This is a genomic window from Segatella paludivivens DSM 17968 = JCM 13650 (genome assembly GCF_000373185.1).
GTDB lineage: Bacteria > Bacteroidota > Bacteroidia > Bacteroidales > Bacteroidaceae > Prevotella > Prevotella paludivivens.
In genome coordinates this window covers 42,088-64,395 of record NZ_KB890627.1, presented here as the reverse complement: position 1 = coordinate 64,395, position 22,308 = coordinate 42,088, and the positions used below count along the sequence as shown (strand labels likewise).

The following is a 22,308-nucleotide window of genomic DNA, read 5'->3' as shown; positions in this document are numbered from 1 at the left end:
ACGTGTTATTTTAAACCTTCTCTCCACAACCTGCGAAATGATTTCTTTGCAAATTCAGGATTACCGTGTCCCACTCCCCATGGATTGAGATGTCCTATATTGGTGATACTCTCTGGTACTATATTTGCCAATGGAGCAAATTTAAGAGCTGTATTGTAAAGTGCTGGATTATTAAAAAGTACTGACATGCCTACCGACATGATTTTCTTCATTTTATTAGCCTTGCCCAATGCTTCAAGACTCTGACGCCAAAGATATATTTGACTGCCTGGAGCAACTTCAGCTGGGCATACATTATCGCAACTTAAACAAAGTGAACAAGCACTTACATTCTCGCTGTGCTTTTGTGGATCATGGAGCATTCCTAAGTTAACACCGATAGGACCTGGAATGAAATATGTATAACTATATCCTCCACTGCGACGATATACCGGACAAGTATTCATACAAGCTCCACAACGAATACATTTAAGAGTTTGCCAATGTTCCTTATCAGCAATGATATCACTTCTGCCATTATCAACAAGAACCACATGCATCTCTGCTCCTGGTCGTGCCTGTCTAAAATGGGATGTGAATGCTGTTGTAGGCTGACCTGTTCCGCAACGACAAAGAAGACGAAGGAACACTGCCAATGAATCATAATCGGGAACAAGTTTTTCTATACCCATTGCTACGATGTGCAGTTTAGGCATTGACGTGCTCATATCGGCATTACCCTCGTTTGTACATACTACGATATCACCAGTATCAGCGACACCAAAGTTGCAACCAGTCATTCCAGCACCAGCATCCATAAATTCCTTACGTAAACTATAACGGGCACAACGTGTGAGATAAGTAGGATCATAGTTTCCTATTTCCTTTGAGATACCTTTTTGCTCAAACACTCTTCCAACTTCTTCGCGTTTCAAGTGACTGGCAGGGACAACAATATGACTTGGTTTCTGATTAAGGAGCTGTAGTATTCGCTCACCCAAATCAGTCTCGACAACATCTATCCCATGTTTTTCCAGATATGGATTCATCTCACATTCCTCAGTAAGCATAGACTTTGACTTCACCATCTTGCTCACATTATGGCTTTTCAGGATATCCAACACTGTTTCATTAAACTCGCTTGCGTCAGCAGCCCAATGAACAATCACTCCTCTGCTTTCAAGATTAGCAGAAAACTTTTCTAGATAATCAGCTAGATGAGTAATCGTATGGCACTTTATATCACTGGCATGACTGCGTAGTTCTTCCCATTCAGGTAGTTGTTCAGCCATGTTATCATGTTTTTCCCTTAACGCCCAGAATGTTTGGTCGTGCCATGTTGTCTTCGCACGGTCTTTATTGAATATTTCAGCATTCTTTGAATGAATAGTACTCATAATATCTTTCCTTTTAATTAAAGTCCGGCAGCAAGAATCTGCGATACATGAACAAACTTTATATTCTTATTCTCACGTTTGGCAATACCAGCCATGTGCATAAGGCAACTGCTGTCTGGTCCTGTCACATATTCTGCTCCTGTGGCCATGTGACGTTCTATTTTGTCTTCGCCCATACGTATTGAAACCGCAGTTTCTTCAACAGAAAACATACCGCCGAATCCACAACATTCATCTTTACGTTCAGGTTCCTTTATCGTGATACCATCTATCAGTTTCAATAAATCAATGATCTTGTTGAACTGCGGAACATTAAGTTCTGAAGGTGATGACAATCCTAATTCTCTCACGCCATGGCAACTATTGTGTACACTCACGACATGATTGAAACGACCAGGAAGAGAAGTTATCTTTAGAACATCATGGAGAAATTCTACGATATCCATTATTTTTTTTGAAGATACACATTCATGCTCACCTTCAAGGATATGCGGATAAAACACTTTCACATAAGCAGCGCATGACGCAGAAGGCGCAACCACATAATCAAAATCCTTAAACATGTCATCAAACTTCCTAGCCAAAGGCTTTGCCATACGTTCAAATCCCGCATTTCCCATAGGTTGCCCACAGCAAGTTTGCTTTTCTGGGTAACTCACGTCAATTCCGAAATGCTTAAGTAATTTATACGTAGCTACACCAGCTTCCGGATACAAAGCATCAACATAGCATGGAATAAACAGTCCAACTTTCATTATATACCTCGATATTATTTAAAAATATTTAAGACCTAAAGTTTTACCGAAAAGAAATATTCGATAAACTATTTCCTCATATTCTCATCAACAAACGAAAATGGCAACAAATCTTTAACACTATTCAGTACATATACACCTGTCGTACCATAAAGAAGTATGCGCACATTCTGCTTATATCGATCTTCAATTTCTAGAATTACCTGTCTGCAAGCTCCACATGGAGTTATTGGATCAGCAAGAAATCCGTGATTATTATATGCAGCTATTGCCAATGCAACTATTGGCTGATCAGGACGCTGTGACTGAGCGGCGAAGATCGCAGAACGTTCGGCACAAAGTCCTGATGGGAATGCTGCATTCTCCTGATTAGCACCTATAACGATATCACCATCATTAAGCCTTAATGCAGCTCCAACATGGAAATGGCTGTAATTGGCATAACTATTTGATGTAGCAGCTTTTGCACGTTCTATAAGCTGATTGTCCTCAGCGCTTAATTCTTCAGGCTGGCAGAAATCATAATTTATTTCTATCTTCAATTTCTTCATTTTGCTCTGATGTTTTCTATTTGTAGCGACAAAGATACAAATTTATCCCAATTATTTACGCTATATATTCACTTTTTTTGCTATTAAACATTTAAGGTGGAGGAGCTATCTAAACATTACAAGGAAGCTATTGTCACCATGAATTGCGAGAAGAAGCAACCTATCGGAATTTCCGACAGGTTCGCCAAGAAGGAATACTGGCTGTGAATAGTGAGATTCCATTCTACAACCTTGACATGATTATTACAGTGGGTTTTATTTTGTATTGTGTTCGGCTTGCAACTTTAACTGCATTGAAGATAGGCTACGCCTCAACAAATTTCGACGAACCGAAATATAACCGAATTTATTTGAGTTATATTGAGGTGAGAATGAAATTCACAATAAGTAATAAAAATAAAAAACTTATTTTTTATTTTGTATTGTGTTCGGCTTGCACTACCTTTGTAGACTAAAATAAAGAAATATGATTGTTTGTATAGCTGAGAAACCTAGCGTAGCTAAAGACATTGCACGCATCCTTGGAGCCAATAGTTCCAGAGATGGATACATGGAAGGAAACGGATATCAGGTCACATGGACTTTCGGTCATTTATGTGAGTTAAAGGAGCCAAACGACTACAGTGAGAATTGGAAACACTGGAGTTTGGCTGCTCTGCCTATGATTCCGTTACGCTTCGGAATAAAAGTTATTCCCGATGATGGAATAAAAAAACAGTTTGCTACAATCGAAAAACTTTATTCACAAGCCGACGAAATTATAAACTGTGGTGATGCTGGGCAGGAAGGTGAACTTATCCAAAGATGGGTTATGCAGAAGGCTCATGTGAAATGTCCAGTAAAGAGACTTTGGATATCATCTATGACGGATGAAGCTATCAAACAGGGCTTTCAGGAACTTAAAGAACAGGACAATTATCAACCATTATATCTTGCCGGACTAAGCCGCGCTATCGGTGACTGGTTGCTAGGTATGAACGCTACACGTCTATACACTCTTAAATACGGACAGAACCGACAGGTACTCAGTATAGGAAGAGTGCAGACTCCTACTCTTGCGCTTATTGTGAACAGGCAAAAGGAAATAGAAAACTTCAAACCTGAAACTTATTGGGTATTGGCTACCATATATCGTGACACACAATTCACTGCAACATCGGGCAAGTTTACCAGTAAGGAGGAGGGTGAAAAGGCATTTGAAACAATTGAAGGAAAGCCTTTCTTCATCACCAACGTGCAGAAGAAAAAAGGTACTGACGCACCACCACATCTATATGACCTTACTTCATTGCAGGTAGACTGCAACAAAAAATTCGGTTATTCAGCCGAAACCACTCTTAACATAATCCAGAGTCTTTACGAAAAGAAATTCACCACATACCCACGTGTTGATACCCAATACTTGAGCGATGACATTTATCCTAAATGTCCACAGATACTCAACGGAGTGAGCCAATGCAAGATTGACAGTCAGCCAAAGTATATGGAATTAGTAAAGAATCTTGCTGCTATAAGTGCCAAACTGCCAAAGAGCAAAAAGGTGTTTGATACCAGTAAGGTTACCGATCACCATGCCATAATTCCTACAGGCGTACCAGTCAGTGGGTTGACCAATATGGAACAGAATGTTTTCGACCTCATAGCCACACGCTTTATAAGCGTATTCTATCCAGATTGCAAGTTTTCGACTACAACAGTGCTTGGAGAAGTTGACAAGATTGAATTTAAGGTTATAGGAAAGGAAATTCTTGAGCCTGGTTGGAGAGTTGTTTACAGCAAGGACACAAACACAAATGACGATGAAGAGAAGAAGAGTGACGAAGAACGAACATTGCCTACATTCACAAAAGGTGAAAATGGTCCTCACACTCCTACCCTTACAGAAAAGCAGACAACGCCACCAAAATACTATACCGAGGCAACATTACTAAGAGCAATGGAGACTGCCGGTAAATTTGTTGACGACGAGGAACTGCGTGCTGCATTAAAGGAAAACGGAATCGGTAGACCTTCTAGTCGTGCAGGAATTATTGAGACACTGTTCAAGAGAAAATATATACGCCGTGAGCGAAAGAATCTTTTGGCTACTCCCACAGGTGTGGAATTGATAGACATGATTCATGAAAAACTACTAACAAGTAGCGAACTTACAGGTATATGGGAAAAGAAATTGAGAGATATAGAACATAAAAAATATGATGCCGCTATATTTATCGAGGAACTGAAAAAACAGATTTCAGATATTGTCAACGATGTATTGTGCGACAACAGCAACAGGCGCGTCACCATTATGTCTGACGAAGACATGAAGAAGACTGTCAAAAAGAAAAAGGCTACTCCAAAAAAGAAGACAAAGGTTGAAAGCACAACACTAGCTACACAAGAAAATGAAGGCAAGACAGCACTTATTCCAAGCGATGAACTAATAGGAAAGGTATGTCCAGAATGCGGAAAGGGACACATCATAAAAGGCAAAAACGCTTATGGGTGCAGCAATTGGAAAGAAGGTTGCAAATTCGTTTTACCTTTTGAATAATAATATAAATAGAGTATTTGCGTTATTACTACATGCGCAAGTTTTACATCATATATATATATACAGCATTATGCCTATTTGCTTCATGCGGTGCTGAACGAAGTCTGAAAAAGGCGGAGGAGCATCTGGCTCTAGGCGAATATTATGATGCCGCAACAATGTTCAGAAAAGCATATCAGCAGACTCCAGCAAAGAACCGTAATGAAAGAGGACTATATGCTGTTAAGATGGCACGATGCTATGCAAAGATTAACCAGACAAAACGTGCTATAGCAGCTTTTCTGAATGCAGAAAGATATAATCATGCAAGCAATTCCGACAAATTGACGTTGGCACGCATGATGCTTAAAGACGCAGAATATAAAAATGCAGAGAAAATATTTCTATCACTAAAAGACTCGCTACCGAATGATATACTAGTGAAAAACGGGCTTATTTCTGCACAGAAGGCTGCATCGTGGAAAAAGCAAGATAGCAGATACACTGTAAAAAAGATGAATCTGTTTAATTCCAACAAAGGCGAATACTGTCCCAAACTTCAAGGTGACAGATATTCACAAATCTATTTCACATCTACACGGAATACAGCTCTTGGCAATGAACTAAGTGGAATCACAGGAGCTAAAAACGGCGATATATTCTTATCAGAAAAAGATGATAAGGGCAAATGGAGCAAACCGGAAGCTATTTCAGGAAGCCTTAACACTGAATATGATGAGGGCGCATGTGATTTTTCTCCAGACGGAAAAACTATGTATATCACACAATGCACTACAGACCCATTATATCCAAGATATGCAAAAATACTAACATCGCAAAGAAGCGACGCATCATGGAGCAAAGCCACAGAACTGCCCATAAGCAGAGATACACTTTCCAGTTTTGCACATCCAGCAATATCACCAGACGGAAACTGGATATATTTCACGTCAGACATGCCTGGGGGTAAAGGTGGACTTGATATATGGAGAATAAGGATAACACCTGCCGGACTTGGTGGAGTTGAAGACTTGGATTCAACAATCAACACACCAGGTAACGAAGAGTTTCCTTCATTCCGTCCTAACGGAGACTTGTATTTTTCCAGTGACGGACATCCAGGAATGGGTGGACTTGACATCTTCATCGCAAAAACAGACAAGAATACAGGAAAGATAAAGGTTGAACATCCTGGGTATCCACTAAATACTGCCGACGATGATTTTGGTATCACTTTTGAAGGTCCACACAATCGTGGTTTCTTCTCTTCTAACCGCAATGACGGGAAAGGATACGACCATATCTACAGTTTTGAAAATCCAGAGATTATACAGACAATAAAGGGATGGGTATACGAAACTGACGGATATGAACTACCTAAATCTCAGGTATATATGATTGGTAACGACGGAACAAACCTGAAACTGAGCGTCAAGGGGGATGGTTCGTTTACGCAGACCGTATCTCCAGGAGTAGACTATGTGCTTCTTGCTACGTGTGATGGATTTCTTAATCACAAAGAAGAAATAAATATTGGAAATGTAAAAGAGTCAAAGGAATATACTTTGCAATTCCCGTTGGCATCAATAGCTGCCCCCGTACTTATTGACAACATATTCTATGATCTCAACAAAGCATCTCTTCGTCCAGAGTCAGCAACAGCACTAGACAAACTAGTTACTTTGCTGAATGAGAATCCTCATGTAACAATAGAGTTGTCGGCAAACTGCGATTATCGTGGAGGTGATGAATACAATAAAATTTTATCTCAGAAACGTGCAGAAACCGTTGTGAGGTATCTAATCAGCAAAGGTATTGCAGCAGACCGTCTCACCCCAGTAGGATATGGAAAAGAGAATCCAAAGACAATAAAAAAGAAAATCACAGAAAAATATGATTGGCTGAAAGAAGGCGACCAACTTACAGCAGAATACATTAAGAAATTAAGCAACGATAAACAGGAGATATGCAACCAGTTAAACCGTCGCACAGAGTTTCGTGTCATCAGAACCACTTATGGTTTGTTTGACAAGAACGGCAATCTGAAAGAATTACCTAAGACAAAGAATAAGAATAAAGATTCAGATACCGAGATATACTTCTGACAGACAAATCAACAACTATATGTATTACTAATCATCATGCTATATAGCTCCCAATTTGATTTTATTACTTACAGGATTAGCATATATTCCAAGAAATAAATCTTTTAAAATATCTGGTTCGTCAACATCATAATCGTTTAGACAATCCATATATTTCATGAAATGCATCTTGTCGGCAGGAGTGTAATATGCATCGAAACGAGTCTGACCATGACGGATATCATGAGCCAAATAATTATTTGGATAAAGTTTATATGCACTGTTGATTCTTTTATCCAGCAGATTGGCTACCAAGCGATGATAGTCGTTATTTGTACAACTATCATACTGCCTTAAATCATCTTCTGTAACTTCATCGCAAAGAGAGAAGTTCACTCTACCCTTTTTCTGCACAATACCAGTAAGCACACTTGTTAAATCCTCACCAGGCTTTTTTATATATTTCTCCAGACGGCTCTCATACAATTCAATAGCCTTTAACACATCACAGCTCTCCCATTCATAGCTGATGCTGACAGGAATAATATGGAGTTCACTCAAAGCTTTTATCTTATCTTCAGGACGGCTCATGCAAAACATTTTTATAATTCCCTGATCAGTGTGGTCATCGCCGTCCTTTGTTCTTCCATTACGCTGCGCAATCCAAACGCTTTGTTTTTTATCAGTTACCGTATAACGTATATAATCGCTAAGATGTCGTGACGACATATAAAAATCTTTCAGCTTACCACCACGCTCAACTCTAAACATCTTATTACTCTTACCTATATCAGTAATAAGTCCCTTCGTCATGAGGTTTGCACCAAACGTAATCTCTGTGGTATCGCGTCCTCTCTGTGCAAACAGATATTGCAACAAAGAGGCATCAAGCATTATATCCCTATGATTACTCACGAAAAGATATTGCGTATCAGGATTCAATTTTTCAAAACCCCTAAAGGTAAGTTCAGTCATAGAACGCTCAATAATCTGTCTGTTCACAGGTATCATGACACCATACTGAAAATCCTTAATTGTCTTGAATGAAAGCACCATTCCGCGCACATCTTCCAAATCTCTACCAGGAAATATCCATGAAGCCAATACTGGAAAAGCATCACTTGTAGCAATGCGCCTCATGGCAGAAGGTATCTCCTCATCATTATATGGACGGATATCGTCATATTCGGATGTAATCATTAGATATAATATATTTTTGATGTATATTCTATTTCTTTCTCAAGTCAATAAACTTAACAGGCTTTCTTGTCTTTGGTGGAAAGTTTATCGCCTGAACTTCGGCAACAGGATGTATTTCTACCTTCGGAGACACACGCAGATGAGCACGGAACCTATTTTTAAGGTCTTCCACTATGGCACCAGGATTCTCGGCAATAGCCTTGTGCTTTGCCAAAGCATCAGATTTAAGTCCAACCTTTACGACAACATCATCAGTTCCAGCCTCGGATTCCTGCACATATACCACATAATTCTGCACATAGTCTGTATTATCAAGTATATCATTTATAGCAGGCGGATAGAGAGTAGTACCCTTCAGTTTGATCATGTTATTTTTTCTACCAACCAAAGGAGTAAGTCGGTAACTGTTTCTGCCGCATTTGCAAGGCTCAACTATCTTGGCACACATATCACCAGTGCGAAATCTAAGAAGTGGCATTCCCTCAACTCCAAGAGTTGTTATGACAACCTCTCCTATCTCACCATCGGCAACAGGCATGTTATCCTCACCGATAATCTCGACAATGATAAGTTCTGGATGCACATGTCCACCACAACCATACTCACACTCGCTGAATGTAGAACCCATTTCTGTACTTGAATATGTGGCAAAGAGCTGTACGTTCCATTTATTCTTTATCTGCTGTCCAAGAAGATTTAATGAGAAATCTTGATTACGCAACCCCTCACCAATACCGATGATTTTCCTTATGCTTGAATTCTTATAGTCAATGTTATGCTCCTCGGCATACTGGATGAGACGCGGAATGAATGAAGGTACACACATTATGCTATCGGGCTTTATTCTCATTATGGTGTCCCATTGCAATTCAGGAATACCATTGCCAACTCTGATGATAGAGGCTCCGAGCTCTCTGATACCAAGGAAATAAGCAAGTCCTGCCATGAAACGTTTATCAATTGTAGTCATCAACTGCAATATGTTTCCAGGATGAAGACCCGCACACGAAAAACTCTTCTTTTCATTATAAGCCAAACGCTGCAAATCAACCTCTGTACAACCGAAGGTAACAGGTTCACCTAACGTTCCACTTGTTGTGATATAGTCAATAATCTTTTCTTTAGGTACACACAAGAAATCTTCATTGAACAATTGTAAATCTTTCTTCTCTGTAAACGGAATGTTTACCAAGTCTTCTATTTGACATATATTGTTAATGTTTATATGGCACTTGTCAAATAATCGCTGATAATATGTTGAATGTTCCTTTAAATAAAGAACAGCCTTACGCAGCTTTTCATCTTGAAAAACCTTGATATTATCTATTGACTCAAATTCAATATCTTTCATTTTCTACTTTATTATTTAGTCTATTCCCTTCATCCAAGCAAGGAAACGTTCTTTCCACATAATAGCCTCAGCACTGGTTTTTGAGGCTGTAGTTCCAAATCCATGACCACCCGTCTTATATTGTATATAAAGATGCGGTTTATGATTGGCGGAAAGAGCACTATCCATCAACTCAGAGTTGCGATAATTAACAATCGGATCGTCCTTACAATTAGCAATAAACAAAGGACACGGCATCAAATCAGCATGCTTCTCAACAGACAAAGAGTCACATATAGTCTTATTGCGCCACATGCGCTCGCCAAGCAATCCCCTTCGGCTTCTGCGATGCACAAATTCATCACGTGAAAAAGTGATAACAGGATATAGTGATGCTACGAAATCAGGCTTATAGCATGGTTGCAGATATTCGGCAGCACATAGAACAAGATGTCCTCCAGCCGAGAAACCCATCATTCCGACCCTATTATATCCCTTACTTTTCACTAACTTCATTGCCCTTTCCACAGCTTGAATCTGATCGGGATACTGATGTCCACGAAAGACCAACCTACTGTGCCATGCAAAACCCGCCCAACCAGCAGTAGGATAATAAAGCACATAAGCAGCTATACCATTGGAATTTAGCCATTTAGCGACCTCACTTCCCTCATACTTCTTGCTAAGCCAACAATAGCTTCCACCAGGACATACTATAACGGCAGTAGAAGTTTTGCATGCGGGTTGGTATTCAACAAGACTGCTGAAACCATCAATCTTATTCTGTGCATTTAACGGACAGGCAATAAGCAAAAGTAAGAATATTATTTTAAACACACGCATTATATTCATTGATTTTATTCAATATAACATTATGCCCCACGATAGCTTCTGCAGTATTAACAGCAGTAAGCGGTACGCCACAGAATCCATGCAGGTTTATATTCTGACCTGTCATAAAAAGATTTCTAACCTTTGTATATATCGACACCTGTGACTGGGCAATGTTATTACAGTCCTTGGACATTCCATACAAGGCACCTTCAGGTTCATTATAGTAATCCCTTATCGTGAGCGGAGACGAACCGAACATATATTCCACCTTATCGACAAATCCAGGATAGAGAATTTCCATTCTATCAAGTATTTTATTAATATGCTGTTGTTTCCATTCCTCATATTCTCTACCTCTTTTACCGGTAGAAGTATCACTCCATTGTTCCACCACACTATACGGCATAATGGCATTGACAACCATTTTCACGGCATACTTGCCCTGCTCTTTTTCAAATGGTGTCATATACATGAATCCACGAGGCCAGTCTTCAGCATCATATTCAGAATAGTTCCACACTTTACCATAATCATTCTGACAATAGCACGTATGGTTTATAAATGGAAAACTATTTGGCTTGAAGATGAAATAGGCGCAGAAAGAAGAATAACTATTTGGAGCTTCGGCAATTCTATCTCTGAAAGCTTTGGAAAAAACCTTACTGTCTGTCATCTTCAACATTTCAAACGGATGTATTGCTGAAATATAATAATCAGATGAATATACGTTTCCTTTCTGAGTATGAAGAGCTGTCATCATTTTGTCGACAATATCAATATTAACGACCTTATCACCGCCTATAACTGCACCGCCATTCTGACTTATTATATCGGCAAGGGCATCTGCCATTTGCTGACTATTAACAGCAAACCTGCTAGGTCCATCTATATATAGCACGTTGATAAGTGCATGAATATAAGTTGGAGTTCTACCCTTGACACCACCAAACATAGGGTTCATATAGCTCAATAAATCTCTAAGTTTAGGATCCTTTATATAATGAGCAACAAACTCATCTGCAGGCCACATAAACTTTTCGGAATGGGTGTATACATGTTCATTATTAGGGCGAAGATAGAAAAAGTCAATCTCATCAACCATTTTATAAATGGCATCAACATAAGCATGTATATTGTCTCGCTCAGAAGGAAACTCCGAAGCAAAATATTCAGCGAAAGCCTCACGTCCTTCAGGCACACGATAAGTTTTTCCGTCAGAAAAATATGTTATCTGGTCCATACAGTCATGATCGGTATCACGAATATCCATCTTATCATAAATTCCAAGATAACGGCATATCTTATTCAAAGCTCCGCCTTCGCGCATTCCCCCAAGCAAATGCATACCAGTCTCGAAACTTACGCCATGACGATTAAAAGTCTGCAAGCCACCACCTATAACTTTATTTTTCTCTAACACCGTGACACGGTAGCCCTCCTTACTAAGGAAAGCAGCGACGAACAAGCCACCAAGTCCACCACCTATAACGGTTACTGTATTTAGTATATTATCGTTTTTCATCTTATTCAGTAGATTCAGTCATTTGTCTTATTATCTCTTCCGAACTTATCAACTCGCCACAAGTAACAATAGTACCTACAAGTACTCCCAATATTCCATGACTGTTTACATTCTGTCCAGTAAGTAACAGATTAGGTATCTTTGTACGATGATGGACTCTTGCAGCAGGGCCTAGAGTTATGTCTCTAGCTATGCCATACATTCCTCCAACCTCAGTTCCTGTGTAGTCTCTATATGTAAGCGGAGTACTAGTGTAATATGACTCAATACTGTCACGCAAACAAGGGAACTCTGTTTCAACACTTGCTATAAGCTTTTCAGCCTTCAACTTTTTAAACTGCTCGTAATCTTGACCACGATGTCCGACGGAAGTTCCTTCCCATTTAACAACATCATCATACTGCATGTAGGATATGATAAGTCCGCTCTTGGCATATTCATGGCTTGCTGTATCACAAAAGTGCATATACAAATATCCCTTTGGCCAATCGGCATCAGAATATTTTTCACAGTCCCAAGGAGAGTGCTCTGTATAGCCATAGAAATTACTATTCATATAATGTTGGGTTTTGTCCTTGAACTTAATATAAACGGTAAAGCAGCCAACTGTATTAGGTAAAGCCTTTATTCTTTTTCTATATGCATTTCTCAGCAATGGCGAATCAGTAAGTTCTATTGTACGAGCAGGATGAAGATCAGAAATAAACACATCGGCATCATATCGTGTTTCATCATCAGTAACGACAGCAACGGCATGAGTGTCATCGCACTCTATTTGTACGACATTTTTATGAGTGAGAACCTTTCCTCCATACTTTTCTATAGTTTGAGCAAGAGACTTGGCGATGAGATCACTACCTCCAACAATTCTGAAGGCACTCTTGTTATAGAAATCAGCAACAAAAGCATGAGTTGAGAAAGAAGTTTTTCCCTTCTCAGCAGCATAAAGCGGAAGATTCCCGACAAGGACATTACGAAGTTCATCATTATGAATAGTCTCGTTGAGCACATTATCTATGCTACGAAGAAGATACTCATTGTTTATCGCCTCATCTGTTTGAGTGTGTTGAAGGCTATGCAATGAAGACGCAGCAGAAACCTTATCAATGATATCGCAATATGCATTGAGATCATCTTCTGAATCCGGAAAATACTCAAGCATCTGCTTGATGAAATTGTAACGTCCATTGGCAAAGCGATATTTTCTTCCAGCAAAAGACACGACATCATATCCAGTTTCATCAAGTCGACTCAATTCGACATCACGGTCAATTTCAAGATACTTAAACATAGCATCCATTGTCTGTCCTTTGTCAGCACTCCCTATGAAATGCATTCCTGTCTCGAACTTTACTCCGTCACGACAGAAACATTGCAGGCATCCGCCTATCTGGAAATGTTTTTCAAGCACAGTCACATCATATCCGTTCTTGGCAAGTATGACTCCAGTTGACAGACCGCCTAAACCGCTTCCTATTATAACACACTTCTTTGTCATCTGTCTTTATGATATATATTTAGGTTTTGTGGCAGGTATGCCATATTCTTTACAACGACATAGTCATCCTCACTATCAACATACGCATTCACAGATGTACTAGGATGGACGAGTGCATAGAGATAAGGAAGTTCACACAATCCGGCATTATGGAAAGTACGCTCAGTAAGACCTTTCTCACTATCTGTGTCAACAACAGAAGAATAACTATCGTTAGACTTTATGTTTCTTATACATCTACGCTCTATTTCAAGTCCCTTATATCGATACTGAGACTTAACAAAATTGACATAATATGCAGCGTCCTCATTTTCGGCGCACATTCTTGTATATTCATCAACATAGAGTTTATGAATATTATGAGTCAATTCACGATATCCAGTTCCCATAGAAGTGTCATCTGAAGATATGCGTTGCAATATTCTGACACTCATTGTTCCTTCTCTCAACATGAAATCTGTCTTAGGAAGTATATGGTCCTGTCCGTGCATAACGACAGGAACGATATCTGCATGAAGAAGTTCAGCTAGATAGAACGCTCCCTTATGGAAACGATGTACCTTATGGTCTAGAGACCTTGTACCTTCAGGGAATATACATATTGAATATCCACGACCATAAAGAGACCTCAATTCATCTATGTGTGCATCTAGTCCATCAGATGCTGGCAAGAACTCAGCACGATGTATTACGGCACCATAAAAATGATTCTTCCATGCCCATTTATTGGTAAGAAATATTATCTTGGGGCATAACGTCATAAGGCATAGCGTGTCGAGATGGCTTAGATGATTACTTATTATTACAGCTGGTTTATCAAACTTCTCACCAAAAAGGTTATTAAATCTGAACTTTACTCCAGGAATCTTGTTAACTATAATATTTGCCATATTATACAAGAGTTTATGATAGCGCAGTTTCTTCTTTTCCGTATCCCTGCCTATATGGAAATAAAACCATGTATATGGTAAAAGGAAGAAATACATAATAGCAAGGAAGAAAAGCATAGAACCTAAAGAATAGGCAAAACGCCTTAATGTAAGCGGAACTTTACGTATACTTCCATTCTTAACGGTAAGCAGACGGAACACCAAAGGAGGAAGATAATATGCCATAACGACAACCGTAAACATGCCTATTATCGTGACAGTAGCCAAAGAGCGCAAAGCTGGATGACGAGCAATGACAAGACTGCCAATACCTATAAACATAAGAATTGAGGAAATGGCTACACTACGCTTGTAGGAAGCAAGTCGTTTCTTACCTGTAGCATATTCATACATCAGACCCTCTGTGATAAATATCGTATAATCGTCACCCTGTCCAAATATGAACGTTGCAAGAATGATGTTGACAATATTAAACTGAACACCGAAAATATGCATAATTCCCAATATCCACACCCAACTGACAGCTAATGGAAGAAAAGACATCAACGAGAGTTCTATCTTTCCAAATGAAAGCCAGAGGAAGAAGAATACCACAAAACCACAGACAATTCCTATATAGTTGAATGAATTATTTAATAGTATTACCAATTGATTCCCTATGTCTTTTGAAGAAAAGGCATAACAATTCGTTGAATTTATCTTTTGCCGTATATTTGTGGTATCGCTTACAGAAGTGAGATAGTTTACAATCTTGCAGTTACGATTATCATTCAAGATAAAAGTTCCATTGAGCAAATTAATTATCGGATTAAAATAAGTGATATCCTTAACGTGATGATCAGCATTCATCATGTCATAGAAAGGCGTAAATGCGCCTGATGAATAGCCTTGCAAAGCGGCTTCTTTCTTTATCTTAGCAACGAAAGCCTTTCCCTTTCCATGCTGCCAGTAGTTGTTCCATCTTGCTAAAGCCTCACGCTGCATCATCTCTGATGGAACGAAATTACCTATTCCACTCATCTTACAACCTGTGCCCCGAACAACTTTATCAATATGTTCATTCGCATTAAGAGCCTCATCAAGATTTCTGCCTTCGGCAACTGCATATAAAGGAGCCTCGGTTTGCATACCAGAAAGCATCTTCATATCTCGCTTCTGGTCAGCAGTCATGTAATTGATATGACTTAAATCACTATCAAAAGAGGTTTGAAGGGAATAATATCCGAGTATCAAAGTTATAATTACAACAGCCGGAAATACATATTTGCGAGTAGCACCTGTATTAATATAGTTTTCAACCTTTTCAATCAGTTTACCTACAATGCTACCAGTATCATGATTATCATTCCCCTTGCTTTGTTTAGCATATAAAGGAAGGAATACAAGCACAAATAATATTGTGCCCACAAGCATCAGTGAACCGAATACGCCAAGGTCTCTCATCGCCTGAGCATCAAGCCAAATAAGACACAGAAAAGCAGCAACTGTAGTGATGTTACCTATTAACAAAGGAGGAATCATCTCCTTTAACGCAACCCTTCGGTCATGAACTTCACGTATGTGATCAAGAAAATGTAGCGGATAATTAACAGCAATACCTATTATCACCGACCCGATACCAAGTACAATTATCGACACTTCATCATTGAACAAAGCCATTCCAGCTATTGCAAACAACCAACCGAAAGCTAGCGATATTCCTATCCAAATTATATCACTGATCTTTCGATAATGCAACCATAATATTAACAGTATCAATACTGAAGCAATAGACACGGCAAGCAATGAATCCGATTTAATCTGATTAGCATTGCTGACTGCAATCAAAGGTGCACCAATAGCACTTATATGAATATTAGGATACTGCTTCTGAGTTTTTGCAATAGCTCGGTCAAGCATATCTGCTATCTCACCGTTCTCATGTGTCTCACTAGAACCATATTTACTGTTCATCGTGATTATCGACATTTTTTCGTCTTCAGAGAACAGATAACCATCTATGATCTGGAATCTACTGTTAAGTTGGAAGTTCTGCAATCTCTTTAAAACCGGAGAAAACAGATGAACAGGATCATATTTTATGTTCTGCAAAGCCATCCCTGCTGTAGGCAGCATTAACAGTTTCTTATTATCAGTAAGTTGGTCTTTAACGTAATTATCATCGCTGAGAAGCGAATCAATACGCTGATAATCCGATTTCGTAAGGAAATAAGGATAATTCTGTCCGACAAACTGAATTATATCAAATACCTTTGTCTCGTTAACGCTCACCTGTAAATTTTCAATCAACTTGCTGTGGCTAATCTCTCCACCAAACATTTCCATAGCAGCTTCGAGACTGTCGGCATCAACAGTACGTGTAGAATCCTTTGCCGTAAACATCACTGCGATTCTGTTTTGCAAAGCAATGCGCTGATAGACATCCTGATACTTCTCGTTCTGTGCATTATGCGGAAGGAACTTCGCTATATCCTCTTCATAATGCATACCCGTTGCAAGAATAATTGCAACGACGCAGAATATAAACAGTATAAGTGATGCTATAACCTTATTCTTTGATAATATATCGTATATCTTCAACATCTTAACCACTTATATATAAGTTTAGGTAAATAATAAAACAAAGCCCCCATGCACAGCATGGTATTTAGGATGCTTATCCTGAAGAAATCATACCCAGGACGGAAATGCGTCACACGTTCTTCAGGAGAAGGGTAATACACACGTACATCAACCTGACGTATATCAATGTCATGCCAAGCAGAAAACACTAACAACTCCAATTCTGCTTCATATCGTGACGTAAATATCCACGAATTTTTAATGCGACTGATAGGATAAAGACGATAGCCACTTTGTGTATCGTCCAACTTAACCAAAGTCTGCACAGTAAACCAGAAATTAGAAAACTTATTTGCAAACGTGTTACCACTAGGCATATTGTCTTCACATAGATTTCTCACTCCTATTATCAGTGATCCAGGATGTTCACGATAAGCATCAATAAGAAGAGGTATATCTTCGGGGAAATGCTGTCCGTCTGAATCTATCGTAACAGCATTAAGAAATCCCATACTCAATGCTTTTTTAAATCCGCATTTAAGAGCATATCCCTTTCCTCCATTATGGTCATATTCCACAACCGTCAATGGGAAAGGAATATTCTGCAATATGCTATGTGTGTCATCATCACTACCATCATTAACAACAATGATATTCTGAGTTACTTTGTATATGCGCGACAACACGTCGGCTATGGTTCCTGAATTATTATATGTAGGAACTATAACGCATATCCTCTCATGGTTCATAAACTCAGCTGTATCGTACATCACAGGCAATTATATATTATTGAGAATTTTGTATATATCTTATTTTCGTCTGCTATCACTCCCTTTATCTTAAGCATTTCACCGTCTTCTTCTATTCTGTCAATACTTACACAGACAGAAGGACTGTCAACAGGAGATATAGGACTTACAAACTTCAAGTTTTTGACCATAGATAAACGAAGCGACTTCTTCATAATCAGTTCGGCTATCTCACTGATAATCTTTATTATACAGACACCTGGAGTTATTGGATTTCCAGGGAAGTGAGCATGATATATTATATGATCAGCATTAAACTCTATGTGAGCTTTCCTACCGTCATCGCTCCATGTCTTTATGGAATACATATCATTGATCAGCTTCATCATTCTTACCTTTTAATTGTTCCAAAGTGTATATTATGCTGTACTTCTTATTTTCTAGTATCACGCTTTCATCAGCACGCTTTATCACCCTATTATGGTTTTCTTTTTCTAAATCATCTTCAGTTGCAGAGAAAAGGTATTCAAGGTCCGACTTCAATACTTTCCTTATATACCATTTGTCCAAGAATGATATAACATTTACCAATTCAACCTTACGTCTGTCTTCACTGATACTAAAATTTAAAGCACTGATACCAAACTCATTCATAAGAGCACATTTAATGACTCCGGTAGAATCGCATTTCATTATAAGTATTCCACTTACATCAGCATCCTTTACACCAATGTTCATCTTATATTCCTGTCTGCCAATACTATCTGTACAGCCAAGAATATAATGCTTCTGCGCATGTAATGAAACACAAAATAGCAGCAGACTACTTAACAAAAAATATTTGGTCTGAAATATTTTCATTTGTACGTACACCTGAAAGGGTTATTACTGTAGCATCACCTGAAGTCTCGGTCATCACAACCTGCGACACCATATTGTGACGACTGTTGAAATGAAGTTGAACAGTGCGAAACATCTTCTTCATCTGTGCTTTCTTTGGAGTGAGCACAGCTATCCATTCATTACCATCAACATACATCTGAGTATTAAAGTCATTATTTTCTTTAAGACTCTTCCCTGTAATGCTGTTGATCATTATCTGCGCAATGCTTTTGAATAGTTGGCTAGTTCTTATGTCTATGACCTGACTTTTAGCTCCAGACTTAATATAAACCTTTCCACCATTGATAGCAAAAGTATATTTGTAAGGTGAATTATACTCCCAACGAAGCTTACCTTGATTGCTGTAATACATCCTACCATACGACTTAACATTCTCGTTGAGGAAAGAAACAGACTTAACCTGCGAGAAGTTACTTTGTATTGTCTTTATACTTGCAGCTGTGGCATTTATGATGCTTATCATTTTTGCCTGTTGAGCACCGCTCACCTTCTGCATTCTTTGTGCTGAAACGCTTAACGTCGAATACAGCAACACTATAAAAAACAGTAACTTTTTCATATTCTTTATTTTTTTATTCTCTTTATTTTGCCACAAGCACACAGCCAGCCATAATAAGTAATACGCCTGCCCAACGTGTATATGGAATTGATTCATGAAAGAATATCACTGCTGCAAACATTCCTAATATATAACTTAGCGATATCATTGGGTATGCCATTGAAAAAGGAAAGTTCTTTATGATATACATCCATAGTATTGTTGCCACACCATAGCATATACCACATCCCAACCAATACATATTGGCGAGTTGATCGAAGACGAAAGACAATGACATGTGAAAGTCGCCCATCTTACGCAGGGCAAACTTAAGAAAGACTTGTCCTCCACATAACAACATGCTTTGCAATATAGATAATATTATCAGTCTCATATCTTTGAGTATATTATTTCTGCTGCATCACCATTTATACGGTCGTGGCTTATCCTTATATCCTCTATCACCTTATAGGCTTTATCTGTTTTTTCAGAAGAAAGCATAACAGCATAAGAGCGATCCTTAATAGTAGACTTAAATCCAACCTTATCAGCCTTTGAATGAAGATCTTGAGTTATCTCATCGTTTGCACAAACCAAAGCTGTTTTTATCTTTCCGAGTTTTATCTGCATATAGGCATCAAGCATTCCACTCTCAAATGAAATATTCTTATGAGAATACGTACAGTTATATCCATGATTATGGGTGTACATACCAATGAGAGATGCTATCGTGTTATGGGTAGACTGCATGAAGTTTGTTGGCATACTTACAGATTCTCCTTCAACAGATAATGCAGTAAGAAGTCTCTCTGAATTTTCTATACACCCCAAAGCAGTACCATTTATAATAGCATCAGGCTGCCCTATTCCACTTATCTTTATGGCTTTCAATGCCGAGACCAATGCACGTTTAAGAAGTGTGCCGTATCTACGGGTCTTTATTGGATTAAGATATTCCCGATATTCTGTTTCAGAAACATTATCCACTTCGGCTATAACATACACATCATTCTCCATATCGTGAAATTATTATAGATGAATCGTTGCCACCAAATCCAAAAGAATTACACATTACATTGTCTATCCTTCCTAAACTACCAATTAAATAAGGTGTTACACAACTTTCGTCAGCTTTTGACCATCCGATATTTGCAGGAACAAATTGATGCTGCAACGAGAGAATGGAATAAATAGCCTCAATACTTCCAGAAGCACTCGTTGTATGACCAGTATACATCTTTGTGGATGACACTTTTGGCATTTTATTTTCAAACACTCGCATAAGCGCAGTACTCTCACATGCGTCATTATTAGGAGTGCCCGTTCCATGAGCGTTTACATATTGTATATCAGTAACTTGAATGTCAGCTTCAGCAATAGCTTTTGACATGGCAAGGAAAGCACCCTCTCCGTTTTCTGATGATGCAGTCTGGTGATATGCATCGCATGCGTTACCTGTTCCTTTCAGTTCCGCCAACACATTGGCTCCACGTCTCTTTGCGCTATCCTCGGATTCGATAACTATAAAACCAGCACCTTCACCAAGGTTTAGTCCAGCTCGGTCAGCATCGAAAGGACGACAGATTGAGTGATCCAATATCATCAACGACTTGAAACCATTAAGATGGAAGCGACTTAGGCTCTCTGTTCCACCAACAACGACAATATCTTTCAGTTCAGACTCTATCATTTCTGCACCAACTATTATAGCATTCAAAGCAGAGGAACATGCCGTGGAGATTGTTGTGGCAAAGTCAAAATTACCAAAATAGTCAGCAATACGGTCCGTACCTGATCCACAGTCATGATTTTCAAGTATATCTGCACTAAGATTGTCGGGATAAAACTTTTCCGTTCTATCCATTCCTCCAACAGTTGTACCTGATATCAAAGCTAAATGCTCAATATCTTTCAATCCGGCAGATTGCAAAGCCTCACTAACGGCTAGCATACCAAGCAGATCTGTACGACTCTCCTTATCAGTATAAGGAATGTTGAGCAACAGACACATCTCCTCATTACTAAGTTTGACCTCACCAACAGGAAACTCTATATGCTCAGTATCAAGATATTTGACCTTACAGATGCCTGACTCACCTTTTCTAAGCGAATCATAGTTTTCAACAACATTATTACCTATTGCCGAAACGACACCCATACCAGTTATCAATATCCTTTTATTCATTACTTATTTCTGTTCTTCTCTACGTAATCAGCCATGACATTGACTGACTTGAATATGTTTTTCCCTTCCTTAGGATCACTGATTTTTATACCATAGTTTTTCTCTAGCAATACGATAAGTTCCAACGCATCAATAGAATCTAGTCCAAGACCATCCTCACCAAACAAAGGAGCATCGTCTTCAAGATCTGTAACTACTATATCCTCTAGGTTTAGAGCATCAATTATTTTTCCTTTCAGTTCTTCTTTCAGTTCCATATTATTTTTCTATTATGTAGATTTCCGCATTAAATTCTGCTTCACTTTCTGCTTCCAGCCAACCAGTAACGACACTAGTCGTCATATTGTCAGTAAACACTCCGTCGATGATGTTTTCAAGAACATCTTCATCACGTTTTTCTATAACGATGAAATTAGTCTCACCATAGTATTTATTTCTTATTGCAATCTCGCCTGTAACTATGTTAGGTAATGTATAGACAAACATAGCTGGACTTGGATAAAAACTTTCACGATTACAGATATTGCTTTCAAAAGATTTATCAGCATGCAATGACGAACTTCTGTTGAAAAATACTACAGCTCTGTCCTCACGTGGTTCAAATCTTACTTTCGCTTCTGTTTGCAATAGTAATTCTGTGGCTATGAATCCCAACTTAGAAAGAATATCCATCTTGAAGTATTTTGGGTAGTCATTCACATATTTTCGATACACTTCTGTAAGTATACTACTTCCCAAACATGTAACGTCAAGCGGTTTCCCGTCTACCACTACTTCTGTTGTGGTTATCGTTATTTTATGAACAGCTTTTTTCAT

20 protein-coding genes are annotated in these 22,308 nt (G+C 38.7%); 2 read left to right on the top strand and 18 right to left on the bottom strand.

Features of this window, described 5'->3' with window-relative positions:
• Positions 1-5: 5 nt before the first annotated feature.
• The 3 genes from B045_RS0101280 to cdd form a co-directional block, all read right to left on the bottom strand.
• On the bottom strand, positions 6-1,376 hold the full coding sequence (locus tag B045_RS0101280; RefSeq protein ID WP_018462454.1) for a lactate utilization protein B: 1,371 nt from the start codon (positions 1,374-1,376) through the stop codon (positions 6-8).
• Between the two features lie 17 nt (positions 1,377-1,393).
• Positions 1,394-2,131 carry a (Fe-S)-binding protein gene (locus B045_RS0101275; protein WP_018462453.1) on the bottom strand — a complete coding sequence of 246 codons (738 nt, stop codon included), beginning with the start codon at positions 2,129-2,131 and terminating at the stop codon, positions 1,394-1,396.
• Between the two features lie 68 nt (positions 2,132-2,199).
• A complete protein-coding gene (gene cdd, locus B045_RS0101270) occupies positions 2,200-2,682 on the bottom strand; it encodes a cytidine deaminase (protein WP_018462452.1) in 483 nt (160 codons plus the stop codon).
• A gap of 466 nt (positions 2,683-3,148) precedes the next feature.
• Between cdd and B045_RS0101265 the strand changes: the two genes are divergently transcribed.
• Both B045_RS0101265 and porE read left to right on the top strand, forming a co-directional pair.
• Positions 3,149-5,218, top strand: coding sequence for a DNA topoisomerase 3 (locus tag B045_RS0101265; protein ID WP_018462451.1), 2,070 nt, complete (start codon positions 3,149-3,151; stop codon positions 5,216-5,218).
• Between the two features lie 32 nt (positions 5,219-5,250).
• Positions 5,251-7,302 (top strand): PorE family type IX secretion system protein, encoded by a 2,052-nt coding sequence (porE, locus tag B045_RS0101260; RefSeq protein ID WP_018462450.1) that lies wholly within the window; start codon positions 5,251-5,253, stop codon positions 7,300-7,302.
• A gap of 39 nt (positions 7,303-7,341) precedes the next feature.
• On the opposite strand, the gene B045_RS0101255 is transcribed toward porE, so the two are convergent.
• The 15 genes from B045_RS0101255 to B045_RS0101190 form a co-directional block, all read right to left on the bottom strand.
• Complete coding sequence (locus tag B045_RS0101255) at positions 7,342-8,481, bottom strand: 1-acyl-sn-glycerol-3-phosphate acyltransferase (protein WP_018462449.1); 1,140 nt, start codon at positions 8,479-8,481, stop codon at positions 7,342-7,344.
• Between the two features lie 28 nt (positions 8,482-8,509).
• Positions 8,510-9,832, bottom strand: a complete 1,323-nt coding sequence (locus B045_RS0101250; protein ID WP_018462448.1) for a phenylacetate--CoA ligase family protein — start codon at positions 9,830-9,832, stop codon at positions 8,510-8,512.
• A gap of 15 nt (positions 9,833-9,847) precedes the next feature.
• Positions 9,848-10,663, bottom strand: a complete 816-nt coding sequence (locus tag B045_RS0101245) for an alpha/beta hydrolase (protein WP_018462447.1) — start codon at positions 10,661-10,663, stop codon at positions 9,848-9,850.
• Complete coding sequence (locus tag B045_RS0101240; RefSeq protein WP_018462446.1) at positions 10,641-12,167, bottom strand: phytoene desaturase family protein; 1,527 nt, start codon at positions 12,165-12,167, stop codon at positions 10,641-10,643. Before B045_RS0101240 ends, B045_RS0101245 begins: the two co-directional genes overlap by 23 nt.
• Before the next feature lies 1 nt (position 12,168).
• Positions 12,169-13,665, bottom strand: coding sequence for a phytoene desaturase family protein (locus tag B045_RS0101235; protein WP_018462445.1), 1,497 nt, complete (start codon positions 13,663-13,665; stop codon positions 12,169-12,171).
• Positions 13,662-17,138: a 1-acyl-sn-glycerol-3-phosphate acyltransferase gene (locus tag B045_RS0101230; protein ID WP_018462444.1), complete on the bottom strand. Its 3,477-nt coding sequence runs from the start codon at positions 17,136-17,138 to the stop codon at positions 13,662-13,664. Before B045_RS0101230 ends, B045_RS0101235 begins: the two co-directional genes overlap by 4 nt.
• The gene (locus B045_RS0101225) at positions 17,132-17,887 is read right to left on the bottom strand and encodes a glycosyltransferase family 2 protein (RefSeq protein WP_018462443.1); all 756 of its coding nucleotides are present in this window, start codon (positions 17,885-17,887) and stop codon (positions 17,132-17,134) included. Before B045_RS0101225 ends, B045_RS0101230 begins: the two co-directional genes overlap by 7 nt.
• Positions 17,887-18,255, bottom strand: a complete 369-nt coding sequence (locus tag B045_RS0101220) for a hotdog family protein (RefSeq protein WP_018462442.1) — start codon at positions 18,253-18,255, stop codon at positions 17,887-17,889. The genes B045_RS0101225 and B045_RS0101220 overlap by 1 nt, the downstream gene beginning before the upstream one ends.
• Complete coding sequence (locus B045_RS0101215; protein WP_154650077.1) at positions 18,236-18,604, bottom strand: hypothetical protein; 369 nt, start codon at positions 18,602-18,604, stop codon at positions 18,236-18,238. Before B045_RS0101215 ends, B045_RS0101220 begins: the two co-directional genes overlap by 20 nt.
• An 85-nt stretch (positions 18,605-18,689) precedes the next feature.
• Complete coding sequence (locus B045_RS0101210) at positions 18,690-19,328, bottom strand: outer membrane lipoprotein carrier protein LolA (protein WP_025883019.1); 639 nt, start codon at positions 19,326-19,328, stop codon at positions 18,690-18,692.
• Between the two features lie 22 nt (positions 19,329-19,350).
• Positions 19,351-19,701 carry an EamA family transporter gene (locus tag B045_RS0101205; RefSeq protein WP_025883017.1) on the bottom strand — a complete coding sequence of 117 codons (351 nt, stop codon included), beginning with the start codon at positions 19,699-19,701 and terminating at the stop codon, positions 19,351-19,353.
• On the bottom strand, positions 19,698-20,324 hold the full coding sequence (locus tag B045_RS15480; protein ID WP_044067530.1) for a beta-ketoacyl synthase chain length factor: 627 nt from the start codon (positions 20,322-20,324) through the stop codon (positions 19,698-19,700). Before B045_RS15480 ends, B045_RS0101205 begins: the two co-directional genes overlap by 4 nt.
• Positions 20,314-21,492 (bottom strand): beta-ketoacyl-[acyl-carrier-protein] synthase family protein, encoded by a 1,179-nt coding sequence (locus tag B045_RS14100; protein WP_044067528.1) that lies wholly within the window; start codon positions 21,490-21,492, stop codon positions 20,314-20,316. The genes B045_RS15480 and B045_RS14100 overlap by 11 nt, the downstream gene beginning before the upstream one ends.
• Positions 21,492-21,749: a phosphopantetheine-binding protein gene (locus B045_RS0101195; protein WP_018462438.1), complete on the bottom strand. Its 258-nt coding sequence runs from the start codon at positions 21,747-21,749 to the stop codon at positions 21,492-21,494. Before B045_RS0101195 ends, B045_RS14100 begins: the two co-directional genes overlap by 1 nt.
• A 1-nt stretch (position 21,750) precedes the next feature.
• On the bottom strand, positions 21,751-22,308 hold the full coding sequence (locus tag B045_RS0101190) for a hypothetical protein (RefSeq protein ID WP_044067535.1): 558 nt from the start codon (positions 22,306-22,308) through the stop codon (positions 21,751-21,753).

Bases quoted from the DNA above. Each gene is read 5' to 3' on its own strand.
- B045_RS0101280 (WP_018462454.1), bottom strand. From the start codon at position 1,376: ATGAGTACTATTCATTCAAAGAATGCTGAAATATTCAATAAAGACCGT.
- B045_RS0101275 (WP_018462453.1), bottom strand. From the start codon at position 2,131: ATGAAAGTTGGACTGTTTATTCCATGCTATGTTGATGCTTTGTATCCG.
- cdd (WP_018462452.1), bottom strand. From the start codon at position 2,682: ATGAAGAAATTGAAGATAGAAATAAATTATGATTTCTGCCAGCCTGAA.
- B045_RS0101265 (WP_018462451.1), top strand. From the start codon at position 3,149: ATGATTGTTTGTATAGCTGAGAAACCTAGCGTAGCTAAAGACATTGCA.
- porE (WP_018462450.1), top strand. From the start codon at position 5,251: ATGCGCAAGTTTTACATCATATATATATATACAGCATTATGCCTATTT.
- B045_RS0101255 (WP_018462449.1), bottom strand. From the start codon at position 8,481: ATGATTACATCCGAATATGACGATATCCGTCCATATAATGATGAGGAG.
- B045_RS0101250 (WP_018462448.1), bottom strand. From the start codon at position 9,832: ATGAAAGATATTGAATTTGAGTCAATAGATAATATCAAGGTTTTTCAA.
- B045_RS0101245 (WP_018462447.1), bottom strand. From the start codon at position 10,663: ATGAATATAATGCGTGTGTTTAAAATAATATTCTTACTTTTGCTTATT.
- B045_RS0101240 (WP_018462446.1), bottom strand. From the start codon at position 12,167: ATGAAAAACGATAATATACTAAATACAGTAACCGTTATAGGTGGTGGA.
- B045_RS0101235 (WP_018462445.1), bottom strand. From the start codon at position 13,665: ATGACAAAGAAGTGTGTTATAATAGGAAGCGGTTTAGGCGGTCTGTCA.
- B045_RS0101230 (WP_018462444.1), bottom strand. From the start codon at position 17,138: ATGTTGAAGATATACGATATATTATCAAAGAATAAGGTTATAGCATCA.
- B045_RS0101225 (WP_018462443.1), bottom strand. From the start codon at position 17,887: ATGTACGATACAGCTGAGTTTATGAACCATGAGAGGATATGCGTTATA.
- B045_RS0101220 (WP_018462442.1), bottom strand. From the start codon at position 18,255: ATGATGAAGCTGATCAATGATATGTATTCCATAAAGACATGGAGCGAT.
- B045_RS0101215 (WP_154650077.1), bottom strand. From the start codon at position 18,604: ATGAACATTGGTGTAAAGGATGCTGATGTAAGTGGAATACTTATAATG.
- B045_RS0101210 (WP_025883019.1), bottom strand. From the start codon at position 19,328: ATGAAAAAGTTACTGTTTTTTATAGTGTTGCTGTATTCGACGTTAAGC.
- B045_RS0101205 (WP_025883017.1), bottom strand. From the start codon at position 19,701: ATGAGACTGATAATATTATCTATATTGCAAAGCATGTTGTTATGTGGA.
- B045_RS15480 (WP_044067530.1), bottom strand. From the start codon at position 20,324: ATGGAGAATGATGTGTATGTTATAGCCGAAGTGGATAATGTTTCTGAA.
- B045_RS14100 (WP_044067528.1), bottom strand. From the start codon at position 21,492: ATGAATAAAAGGATATTGATAACTGGTATGGGTGTCGTTTCGGCAATA.
- B045_RS0101195 (WP_018462438.1), bottom strand. From the start codon at position 21,749: ATGGAACTGAAAGAAGAACTGAAAGGAAAAATAATTGATGCTCTAAAC.
- B045_RS0101190 (WP_044067535.1), bottom strand. From the start codon at position 22,308: ATGAAAAAAGCTGTTCATAAAATAACGATAACCACAACAGAAGTAGTG.